Raw genomic sequence first — 12,296 nt, forward strand, 5'->3', positions numbered from 1 at the left:
TTGTCTTTTTTTCGTACTTTGTTTCAAATAAAATTCGAGACCAAGGCTCGAATTTTAGCAATAAAACCGTCAGGTTTGCTTGCGTCCTAGCTACTATAAAATTTCTATTCAAAAAATCTATCCATTTGAATCGATACGTATTACTCTTCTTACACAGTAATATCCTGGTATTAAATCCTTCTCCTGATCCTCAATCCCTTCGCCACGATAATACGACGATAAAGGCAATAAATTAATAAGCGGTGCCTTGTGAGTCTCCTCTAACCAACCACCTTTAGTATAATGTTCATCATTAATCAATTCCGGACCAAATTCAGCATTTGCAATAAATAATCCAAACATATTTTCTTTCCATAATGGCGAAATATTTTTATGGAATAACTGACGTTTTAACTGATTTCCCCATTTGAATAAACGACGACAACTGCCACCACAACAATATTCCCATTCATCTTCTTTTAGTAATCCCATACCATTACGCTCTAAATCTCGTTTCAAATCTGAATAAGAAACAGCATCATCTACATAACAATCAAAAACATCTGGATTTAATTGGTTTTGTTGAATCAATAAAGGAGATTTTCTAGCTACTGTTGGATAATCCTGTAAAAAATGTCTATCTTGTACTTCTGGTTGTAATAAATCTTGTATCTGTTCAATCATTCGATCCGTTTGATTTTCAGGAATCGATAATTGTCCTGAAATAACATTATATTGTCCAATATATTTTAATCCAACAAACTTTGGTTTCTTTTCAACTAATAATGCTGGAATATCAACTTCTCTTAAAGGAGAAGTTGAGTTATTAATTTTTTCTGCAATATATTCAGTTGTTAAACGAATATGAGAAAAATCTTGATTTAAAAAACTTTCCTCCGTCAAAAAGGAACTTGTTAAATGTTGATTACAATAACGCTTTAAAGCATATCTTAATTCTTGACGTTCTTCACTACAATCAAGACCCGATAAACCCGACAATCCGCTATCCCAACCTAAAATACATTTTTTTTGACCTGGGACAAAGATAAACTCTACTCCATCGATCAAAATTTCAAATGTTTCTATCTTCAATCCTCCAAATTGATAACTCACAGGAGTAATTTTTGTTACTTCCAATATTGGGTTCACAAAGTGTCTTAAAATATTTTGCATCACAACTTCTTTTATTTCATTAGATAAAGTTTTCCAAGTTGGATTTAAAACGGCATCAAAAAAATTATTAGACATCTTATCACCTCATTCCTATTATATAGCATAAATTTAAAATTCTCCATTTGAATTATTGTAAAGTTTTGATATAATGTAGTTTAATATAAACAAGGGAGACGACTATGGAATATATAATTATCGCAAATCCTCATTCTGGTGGTGGAATGGGAAATAAACAATTTGATTTACTAATTCAATATTGTAAAACACATAATCTTTCTTATGTGAGTTATTTAACTCAATATGGTGGAGAAGTTTATCAAATTATTAAAAAGTTATTACCTACTCTACATGCTAATAATCGTATCATTATTATCGGTGGTGATGGAACATTAAATGAATCCATTGCATCACTCATTAAATTTAATCAGTCTATCCCAATTGCATATTTGCCTGCTGGAACTGGAAATGATTTTTCTAGAGAAATGAATTTTACAAATAATATTCCTACTTTTATGGAAAAATTAGAAAACGAAGTCGTTTCAACTTTGGAACTTCTTTCTTTTAATGAAAAATTATCTCACACAACAGGCATTGCAATGAACTCCCTTGGCTTTGGGCTTGATGCTGCTATCTGTCAATTAAACACAATTCAGTCAAAAAAACAAAAAAGTAAATTTGGGCTAAGTAAATTCTCGTATTTAACTCCCATTATTAATGCTTTTAAAAAACATAAAGAATTTCAAGCTTCTATTCAAATAAATGATCAACCTGTGCAAATTTCTGATAAAAACTTATTAGTTGGATTATTCAATCATTCCTATTTTGGTGGAGGAATTCGATTTGTTCCAACAGCTAAACAAAACTCTCATAATTTTGAAGTAGTTGTTGCTAGAGATGTTACTGCACCTGTTATTCTTAAAGCTTTTCCATTTATTTTATGGAATAAACAACATTTTGAACGTTTCCCTGAAAATTTATTAAAGCAAACTGCCACACACGCTTGTATCAAAATTCAAGAACCAATTTTGATGCAAACAGATGGAGAAGTATATTCTTTTGAAGAAGTTGAACTAGAAGCTAAACTGATTACTTATCCAATCTATTTAACATAAAAAACAGGAGTCTAACGACTCCTGTTTTCTTGTTCTATTGACCTCTCACTTCTGCTACATATTGTTGGATAGCATCACATGCATATTGCCCAACACCTTTTCCATATTTATCTAAGTTTGTTCTAAACTCTTCATTTTTGGCATATCCAAAGCCTATACTTGAAAATACATCAATTGTACAATCAAATGCATACTGACACATATGTTGATGTAATTCTTTAGCTAGAGTTACATTTCTTGAATCAGTTGATGGAATCCCTTTTTCGATATTTTCTGCATAAGTAAAGAAAATACGATTAAATCCTTCTGCTACAATATCTTCTTTTCCTATTTGTTTTTCCTCGGCTTCGTTAATAACTTTTTCACCATATTTTTGTATGGCTTCATTTTTATATTTTTTATTATCTGAAATACTAAATCCTTTAAATTTTTCTTCTGATGACATCCTAATTTTCCTTTCTGTAGACATAATTGTCTTTTCTAAAGTATCGATTAATGTTAGAAGTTTTTCCTTTTCATTTTGCATTAAGTTAAGTTGTTTTTTCAAATGAGGCAAGAGTTCTTCTTCATTTTGTTGCATAAGAGTTTTAATATCTTTTAAGGAAAATCCTAAATATTTATAATAAAGTATGGTTTGAAGATATGACAAATCCTTTTCACTATAATACCTATAACCATTTTCATCTTTTTTAGGAATAAGTAATCCTATGTTGTCATAATGATGTAAAGTGCGCACCGATACACCACTAAGTTCACTTACTTGTTTAATGAAATACATCTTTATTCCTCCTAACACTTAGATTATATTCTATGACATTACGTTATAGTCAATAGTTTTTTAAAAGAAAAATACACTTCCATTTTAGGAAGTGTATAAAAATTATGATTTTGGTTGATAGGTAAATCCTTCACCGATAACATGTGTTACTTCTGTAATAATGATAAAAGCTTTAGGATCTACATCATGAATAATCCTTTGTAATGTCATCACTTGTAGACGGTTTACTGCTACAAATAATACTTTTCGTTCTTCACGTGAATAAAATCCATGTCCGTCTAGAATCGTTGTCCCACGACCAATTTTTTCTTGTATTTGAGAACCAATTTCCTCGTATTTTTTTGAAATAATCATAAATGATTTCTTAGAGTTAAATCCTTCTAAAACGAGATTTATCATTCTACTAGCTGTAAATAAATAAATTAAAGTAATGACAACTTTTTCCAAATCAGAAATAATCGATAATGGACTAACAACAAAAATATCTAATAATAGTAAAGAAACAGACACATTCCATCCTAAATATTTCTTCAGCATCATCGCAATAATATCTGTACCAGCTGTAGTTCCATTCCCTAACATTACTAAACCTAATGCCGCACCACCTACAACGCCACCACCAATAGCAGCTAACAATGAATTATGTGGAATAAATTGATACATACCTCTTGTAATATCTAAAAATACTGACATTAAAATGACATCATAAATGTTATAAAACATTGTTCTTCTCTCTAAAAATTGATATCCAATTAATAATAAAACAATATTAATAACTAAGTTAGAAGTCCCTGGATTAATACCCAAAATATAATATAGCAACAATGTAATCCCTGTTACTCCACCACTCCCAAATTGGTTGGGAATCACAACAGCATTAATCGTAAACGAAAAAATAAAGGAACCAATAGTTACCATTAGTATTGAAGTGAGTGTATCTTGATTAATATATTTTTTCATATAGACTTCTCCTTTCTTTTACTCTGGATCTCTATGGAATCTACCATAAAAATTCTCTGTTGCGAATTGATTAATAATAACACGTGGATCAGCTTCTTTTAATACAGAAATAGCATCAATTAATTCATATGATGATAACACCGTATGTAATAAATACATCTTTTCATGACTAAAGCCACCAATGGCTTCGACACAAGAAATACCATGGCGAATATTTTTTAAATAAGCTTGCATCACTTCTTCACCATAACGTGTTGTGATTTGTAAAGTGACACGATGGTATCGTTGATGGAAATTACTAATCACTTTTGTTGAAATATATTGGAATAGAATCGAATATCCTGCATATTTCCAACCAAAAATAGCACCGAATATTAATAATAATAATGTATTAAAGAAAAATACTTCTTGCCAAATTGTTTTACCATTTCGATTAGAAAAGAATAAGGCAATAAAATCCATTCCACCTGTAGAGGCATTCCCTTTTAGCGCAATCGAAATATAAATTCCGTTCAACACTCCTCCAAAAATAACATTTAATAAAACATCATCAAAAATAGGTTCAAAATTTAATACTCGAATGAAAAAACTTCCACAAAAAACTTGTAAAATGGAATAAAATGTAAATCTAGGACTAATTCCTCGATAACAAATAATAGCAACCGGAATATTTAATGCTAACATCATTAATGAAATGGATAAATCCATTCCAACTAATTCGCCGATTTGATGAATTAAAATAGATACACCTAAAAATCCACTAGATAATAAATTTGAAGGTTGAATAAAAACTTTTAAAGTGAATGCTTGTAAAAAACCTGAAAGAATAATTGCAAAAAGACTAACTAAATGGCGCACTTTAGGATCTTTTCGATATTTTCGATACATGGCTGCATTTAATATACTCATAGGCGTTCCCCCACTTTAAAGTGATATCGAATATGATCGGGTGTAAGAACTTTTAGTTCGGAGTCTTGATATAAATATGGCCATTCTATTTCTTCTAAACACTCTACAATTGATTCTAACACTTTAATTTCCGGCACAAAAAACATAATTTCTCTTACTCCATACATAGTATGAGTCGCATCAATCACTTGCCATTCATTAATTGCAATAGAATAATAATGTTCATTTAATTGAAAATTAATTCGCTCGGCTACATAATCATAAGTTGTTTTAAATTTGAAAATTTTTGTTAAAAAATCAGATGTTTTTTGAATATCATCCACAATATAGTGAACTTGATTCAATCGAGTTTTAGCAGGCAAACCATGAATTCCTGTATCCCCTAATTGAATAAATTCTTGAATAGGAATCGTCACTTCGTTTCCTTCTAAATATTGCATTTCATGATTCACATCTTCTAATAATAAATCTTTTTTCACTGAGTAAAATTTCAAACGATTTTGTTCAGGATCCATTATATAAAATCCTTCACTATATCCGTCATCACAGGTTGCCATAATCATTTGTTCTTCTAATAAAAAATGATTGCTTAAATCTCCTAATAATTGTTTTTTAGGAATTTCAAAGCCTAGGTAATACGTCAAATTAGTTTTACGTGTTCCTGAATTTTCGGCTGCAATTAGTCGAATCATCGGAATACTTCCTTGAGGTAATCCTAATAATATTTCCGTTTCAAAATCTTGTAAAATGGTCAAACCAAGAACTTGTGTATAAAATCTTTTCATACTATGAATATTTTCTACGAATAATGTTACTTGAGCAATATCCCACTCTTTTTTTGAACCAGAAGGCAATAAATTTTTTAAATAATCCAATAAATTTTTCACTGCTCTTCATCCTTATTTCCAATTTTAAAATAAAATAATCCGAACATCATATCAGATTTGTAGTCATCAATAGTTCGGATTCAATATCAATTCATTCTAGTTTTCAAAAGCAACTGTCAATGGTGGTACAACTTGTTTTTTACGAGATACAACACCTGGTAAAATTAATAGACCATTTTCATACTCTGTATTAAATGCTTTTGCAACAGTATCTAAAGCTTCCCCTACGACTAATCCTGTAGAAACACTTGTTAAAATATTTGTTACAACTAGTAAGAATGTATCATAACCATGAGTTGCATTTGCTTCTTTCATGCTAAATTCTAAAGCATCTCTGCGAGCTAATAATTCTTGCTCATCCACAACATTTACTTGAGCGATACGCATATTGTATGAACCCATTGGGAATGATTTAGCATCTAAATCAATTAACTCCGCTTCAGATTTAGTAGATAGATTTGTTCCAGCTTTTAACATTTCTAATCCATAAGAGTTTACATCAATTTCAGCAATACGAGCTAATTCAGTAGCTGCTTCAATATCTTGTTGTGTACATGTTGGAGATTTGAATAATAATGTATCAGAAACAATTGCTGAAACCATTAATCCTGCAATTTCTTTTGGAATTTCAATTCCATATTCTTTATACATTTTATATAAAATCGTATTCGTACATCCTACAGGTTCACAACGATAGAATAGAGGATTTGCAGTTTGGAAATTCGCAATTCGATGATGATCAACTACAAATTGCACTTCAACTTTCTCTACATCAGCAGCACTTTGTTGTACTTCATTATGGTCTACCAATGCTACTCGACTAGTTTCTTCACTTAGTGAAGTTACAACACGTGGAGCTGTTCTATTAAAATAATTCAATGCATATTGAGTTTCTTCATTAGGTTCACCTAATGCAACTGCTTCTACATCTTCTCCTAATTGTTTTAATAAATAAGCATACGAAATAGCTGATGTAATCGCATCTGTATCTGGATTTTGGTGACCAAAAACTAATAATTTACTCATCTTTTATCCTCACTTTTATAAATTTTATACTGATTATTTTACCACACTATGTTTAGAAAACCAATCTAAACATCTAAATATCCTTTGTATTCTTGAGTTCTTAAAATACGGTTCGCATTTGCAACACGTTCTTTTGTTGGTGGTTCAATATGTTCTAATTTGTATGGAATCCCTAAGTTTTTCCATTTATAAACCCCTAAACGGTGATATGGTAAAACTTCGAATTTTAACACATTTTTCAATCCTGCAACAAATTCACTTAAACGTTCTAAATATTCATCATAATCTGAACGTTCTGGAACTAATACGTGACGAATCCAAACAGGTTGTCCTTTTTCAGATAAATATTCTGCCAATTGTAAAATATTTTTATTTGTCCAAGCAGTCAATTTTTTATGTTGTTCATCATCAATATGTTTAATATCTAATAAAATTAAATCTGTATATTCTAATAATTCTTCAAATTTACTAAAGAATGGTTCATCATAGGTAAATGGCATTCCACAACTATCTAATGTAGTGTGAATTCCCATTGCTTTACAACGTTTAAAGAAATCAATTAAAAAATCAACTTGTAGTAAAGGTTCTCCTCCGCTTACTGTTACGCCACCTTTTTTACCCCAAAAGGCACGATAACGTAATGCTTCTTCTAATAATTCTTGACTTGTAATCTTTTGACCTGCACCAATATTCCATGTATCTGGATTGTGGCAAAACTCACAACGCATACGACATCCTTGCATAAATGTCACAAAACGAACTCCTGGCCCGTCAACAGAACCAAAACTTTCTGTAGAATGAATATATCCAACAACTGGTTCACTCATTCATAATCCCTCCAATTTATCTATACTCTTTTGACACTATTTGTAACTATTATAACATAATTTGTTTAAAAACGAATGACGCTTTACTTAAACTATTCGATTTTATCTTAGATAAAAAAAGAACGTTGATAAATCAACGCTCCTCTAATGACGTTCTAGGAGGGATTCGAACCCCCGACCGTTCGCTTAGAAGGCGAATGCTCTATCCTGCTGAGCTACTAGAACAGTACAAAAGTTATTATAACAATATGTATAATAACTGTCAATACTTGAAAAATAAATTCTACTTTTATAAACTGTACTTTTTATAGACAACAATTATAAAATAAATGAACTTGTTTTAATTTGCTTTTGATAATATTTTTTACGAAATTCTAATAATTGACTCAATACGATATCAACCATTTCACCATAAGTCATTGAAATTTCCGTTGTTTTGTATTCTAATTCATCTTCAGATATAACATTACCATTATCGTCTACATATTCTACTGTATCATTTTCATTACGATACGATAATAAAAATTTATGTTGAAATTCTGGATAATACGTAAATGAGGCATATATTGTATTCTTTTCTCTAAAACTTGATGCACAAGTTAATACATCTGAGGTAAATTCCTTTAAATAATCATGCAATTCATCAATTTCACGTTGGTTCATCTCACTCACTCCTTTACAACATTATACTAAATACATTATCGATTTCAACAGAAACTTTCATTATGATAAAAACTATACTACAATATGAAAAAGGAGGTATTTTATGAACGTTTATTTAACAATTTCTCATGCTACAAGTTGTTCTCCCTTGCTTATTTCAATTCCTCATTCAGGTATTGAAATTCCTGAATCGATTCAAAATCGAATCAATCAGCAAGCAAAAAGAATTCATACCGATTGGCAATTAGGTTTATTTGTAAAAGATTTTCAATTTACAACAATTACTTCAAAATTATCTAGATATATTGTAGATGTTAATCGTTCAAAATATAGTTCTAAAAATGCTACATTTCCAATCATTCCCAAATATGACGAATTTGGAAGTCCTTTATTTAAACAATATCCTTCAAAATCCATTCAACAACAATGGATAAAGGAATATTATACTCCTTATTACGATGCAATATTGGAACAAATTTCCTTAAAAGAAGCAAATTATTCAAAGGTTTGTTTACTAGATTTACATAGCTATGATGATGAATACTTTGAGACCGATAAAATTATTATTAGTACTAGAGAACGTTCAACAATATCAAAAGAATCGTTAAATTATATTTTAAATAGTTTTGAAAAAGCCGCTTTATCAACTCAGCTAGATAAGCCTTTTAAAGGTGGAAATATTATTCATGAAGTATCTAAGCAACCAAATATAGAAGCGATTCAAATAGAAATACCTTATTCACTCTATCTTCATAACAATACATTGGATCCACAAAAATCAAAAAGCTTACAAGAAAAATTACTACAAATCTTTTTACAAATTGAAGAATATTATAAAAAATAGACGACCGAAGTCGTCTATTTTGCTTTTTCGTCTAAAAATCAAACAAGGATAATTGATTCTCATCTGGTAAGTCATCTAATACTTTATTCTCAGTCATATAATCAATTAAAGTTTTAGAAACTTTCCCACGTGTTGCTAAATCTTTTTTAGAAATAAATGGTTGTTCTTGTCTTGCTTCAACAATTTTATTGGCTACGTTTAGCCCTAATCCTGGAATTGATCTAAATGGAGCAATTAAACTATCTCCTTCAATCACAAAATTCACAGCATCAGACTTTTCAATATCGACCATTTTAAAATTAAATCCACGTTCACACATTTCATTGGCTAATTCAAGTACGGTTAATAAGTTTACTTCTTTAGTACTTGCATCATTTCCTTTATCACGGATTTCCTTCATTCTTTGTTTAATCATTTCTTTCCCTTGTGACATTGCCACAATATCAAAGTCTTGAGCACGAACTGAGAAATAAGCACAGTAATATAATAAAGGTTTATGAACTTTAAACCACGCTACACGTAAAGCCATTAATACATAAGCTGCAGCATGGGCTTTCGGGAACATGTACTTAATCTTCAAGCACGATTCGATATACCATTCTGGGACATTATTTTCTCGCATCATTGCTTGATAGTCTTCCGGTATTCCCTTCCCTTTACGTACACCTTCCATAATTTTGAAAGCAGCCCCGTTTTCAACACCTTTATGAATTAAGTACACCATAATATCATCACGACATCCAATTACTTCAGAAAGTGGGATACCATGTAGTCGAATTAATTCTTCTGCATTTCCTAGATATACGTCTGTACCATGAGATAGTCCTGAAATTTGTAGTAACTCTGTAAATGTAGTTGGCTTTGTTTGTTCTAACATTCCACGTACAAATTTTGTACCAAACTCAGGAATTCCGAGTGTACCCGTATTAGAATCAATTTGTTCTGGCGTAACGCCTAATACTTCTGTTCCACCGAAGATTCTCATCACTTCTGGATCATCAGGTGGAATATCCTTCGGTTCAATTCCTGACAAATCTTGTAGCATTCTAATCACGGTCGGATCATCGTGTCCAAGTATGTCGAGTTTTAACACATTATCATGGATGGAATGGAAATCAAAGTGAGTTGTTTTCCACTCTGCATTTTGGTCATCTGCTGGGAATTGGATTGGAGTAAAGTCGTAAACATCCATATAATCTGGAATTACAATAATTCCCCCTGGGTGTTGTCCAGTACTTCTTTTTACTCCCGTACATCCTTTTGCTAAACGATCAATTTCCGCTTGCCTAAATTCTAATCCTAAATCTCGTTCATATCCTTTTACATATCCAAAGGCTGTTTTATCTGCAACAGTACCAATGGTTCCTGCACGATACACATAGTCTTCTCCGAATAATACTTTCGTATAGTTATGCGCTTGTGGTTGATATTCCCCTGAGAAGTTTAAATCGATATCGGGTACTTTATCCCCATAGAATCCTAAGAATGTTTCAAATGGAATATCATGTCCATCTTTTGCAAGTCGTGTTCCACATTTAGGACAATCTTTTTCAGGTAAGTCGAAACCAGAACCTACAGAACCATCATCAAAAAATTCTGAATAACAACAGTTTGGACAACGATAGTGAGGTGCTAATGGATTTACTTCAGTAATTCCCGTTAATGTCGCTACTAATGAGGAACCAACGGATCCACGAGAACCTACTAAATACCCATCTTCATTACTTTTATGCACTAATTTTTGAGAAATTAAGTAAATAACTGAGAATCCATTTCCGATAATACTCTTTAACTCTTTATCGATACGTTTCTCAACGATTTCTGGTAATTCTTCACCATACCATTCATGAGCTTTGTCATAACTTAATTTTGTGATCTCATCTTCTGCCCCTTCAATTTTAGGCGTATATAAGTCATCTTTAATTGGAATAATCACTTCTAACTGATCATTAACCCAATGAGTATTTGTCACAACGACTTCAAAAGCTTTTTCTTCTCCTAAAAAGGCAAATTCATCTAGCATTTCATTTGTCGTTCTAAAATGAACATCTGGATAATTTAATTTTTGTCCATTATTCACAGATGTTAATAAAATTTCTCGATAAATTTTATCTTCCGGATTTAAGTAGTGAACATTCCCTGTTGCGACAACTGGAATATCTAGTTCTTCACCTAATTTCACGAGATTTTTAATAATTTCTTCTAAATGGTGTTCATTTCGAATGAGTTCTTTATCAATTAATGGGCGATAGACTGCTTTTGGCATAATTTCAATATAATCATAAAACTTAGCCTTTTCTTTAGCTTCTTCATAGCCTTTTTGCATCATTGCTTCAAAGACTTCCCCTTCGCTACATCCAGATCCAATTAAAAATGAATCTCTATTTTCAATTAACATACTCCGTAAAATACGAGGTACTCTGTAAAAATATTGTACATTTGAATCTGAGACTACTTTAAAGAGTTCTTTCAATCCTGCTTGATGTTTTGCAAAAATCGTAGCATGGAATGGACGACCATTTTTGAACACTTCTTCTGGGTGTAAGTTCGTATTCAATTGGTCATGATAAATGAGTCCATGATCATTGGCTGCTTCTTTTAAGAAAATATGACATAAATGTCCAGTTGTTTCTGAGTCAAATACCGCACGGTGATGTTGTTCTAAGGCAACATTATAACGTTTGGCTAATGTATTTAAACGGTGAGATTTTAATTGTGGATGTAGTAATCTAGATAACTCTAAAGTATCAATGACTGGTTGAGTTGTTTTCTCCAAGCCTTCTTTTTCATATCCAGTATTTAAAAATCCCATATCGAAACTGGCATTATGCGCGACTAAAATGGTATCTTTTGTAAATGCAGCAAATTCTTTCAATACTTGAGCTTGTGATTTAGAACCACGAACCATATCATCTGTAATGCCTGTTAATTGAATCGTTGTCGCAGATAATGGATGTCCTGGGTCAATAAATTCTTCAAACTTATCAATGACATTTCCTTTATGCATTTTAACGGCTGCTAATTCAATAATAGAATCATAAATGGCTGATAAACCTGTTGTTTCCACGTCAAACACTACATAAGTCGCATCTTCTAATAAAATATGTTGTTGATTATAGGCAACATTCACTTTATCAT

11 protein-coding genes and 1 tRNA gene are annotated in these 12,296 nt (G+C 31.2%); 2 read left to right on the top strand and 10 right to left on the bottom strand.

The genetic code is table 11. The features are described from left to right. Positions 1–117: 117 nt before the first annotated feature. Positions 118–1,227, bottom strand: a complete 1,110-nt coding sequence (locus RWR88_RS07295; protein WP_314451476.1) for a hypothetical protein — start codon at positions 1,225–1,227, stop codon at positions 118–120. Between the two features lie 104 nt (positions 1,228–1,331). On the opposite strand from RWR88_RS07295, the gene RWR88_RS07300 reads away from it, so the two are divergent. Continuing rightward, positions 1,332–2,264 (top strand): diacylglycerol kinase family protein, encoded by a 933-nt coding sequence (locus tag RWR88_RS07300; RefSeq protein ID WP_314451478.1) that lies wholly within the window; start codon positions 1,332–1,334, stop codon positions 2,262–2,264. A 34-nt stretch (positions 2,265–2,298) separates the two neighbouring features. Here RWR88_RS07300 and RWR88_RS07305 read toward each other — a convergent pair whose 3' ends face one another. From RWR88_RS07305 to RWR88_RS07340, 8 genes are all read right to left on the bottom strand, one after another. Beyond that, positions 2,299–3,042, bottom strand: coding sequence for a MerR family transcriptional regulator (locus RWR88_RS07305; protein ID WP_314451479.1), 744 nt, complete (start codon positions 3,040–3,042; stop codon positions 2,299–2,301). A gap of 102 nt (positions 3,043–3,144) precedes the next feature. Beyond that, a complete protein-coding gene (locus RWR88_RS07310) occupies positions 3,145–4,002 on the bottom strand; it encodes a YitT family protein (RefSeq protein ID WP_314451481.1) in 858 nt (285 codons plus the stop codon). An 18-nt stretch (positions 4,003–4,020) separates the two neighbouring features. After that, positions 4,021–4,890: a YitT family protein gene (locus RWR88_RS07315; RefSeq protein ID WP_369011007.1), complete on the bottom strand. Its 870-nt coding sequence runs from the start codon at positions 4,888–4,890 to the stop codon at positions 4,021–4,023. A 17-nt stretch (positions 4,891–4,907) separates the two neighbouring features. After that, entirely contained in the window at positions 4,908–5,798 is an 891-nt protein-coding gene (locus RWR88_RS07320) for a VOC family protein (protein ID WP_314451483.1), read from the bottom strand. 96 nt (positions 5,799–5,894) lie between these two features. Next, positions 5,895–6,824: a manganese-dependent inorganic pyrophosphatase gene (locus RWR88_RS07325; RefSeq protein WP_314348851.1), complete on the bottom strand. Its 930-nt coding sequence runs from the start codon at positions 6,822–6,824 to the stop codon at positions 5,895–5,897. Between the two features lie 65 nt (positions 6,825–6,889). After that, positions 6,890–7,651 carry a pyruvate formate-lyase-activating protein gene (gene pflA, locus RWR88_RS07330; RefSeq protein ID WP_314348850.1) on the bottom strand — a complete coding sequence of 254 codons (762 nt, stop codon included), beginning with the start codon at positions 7,649–7,651 and terminating at the stop codon, positions 6,890–6,892. A 151-nt stretch (positions 7,652–7,802) separates the two neighbouring features. Then, a tRNA-Arg gene (locus tag RWR88_RS07335) sits at positions 7,803–7,876 on the bottom strand. Between the two features lie 93 nt (positions 7,877–7,969). Beyond that, positions 7,970–8,314, bottom strand: coding sequence for a hypothetical protein (locus RWR88_RS07340; protein WP_314451486.1), 345 nt, complete (start codon positions 8,312–8,314; stop codon positions 7,970–7,972). 103 nt (positions 8,315–8,417) lie between these two features. Between RWR88_RS07340 and RWR88_RS07345 the strand changes: the two genes are divergently transcribed. Continuing rightward, positions 8,418–9,158: an N-formylglutamate amidohydrolase gene (locus tag RWR88_RS07345; RefSeq protein ID WP_314451488.1), complete on the top strand. Its 741-nt coding sequence runs from the start codon at positions 8,418–8,420 to the stop codon at positions 9,156–9,158. Positions 9,159–9,189: 31 nt separating this feature from the next. Here the strand turns inward: RWR88_RS07345 and RWR88_RS07350 are convergent. Beyond that, on the bottom strand, positions 9,190–12,296 hold a 3,107-nt coding region (locus RWR88_RS07350), incomplete at its 5' end, for a PolC-type DNA polymerase III (RefSeq protein WP_314451490.1).

Origin of the sequence: uncultured Granulicatella sp., assembly GCF_963528195.1 — a bacterium.
GTDB lineage: Bacteria > Bacillota > Bacilli > Lactobacillales > Aerococcaceae > Granulicatella.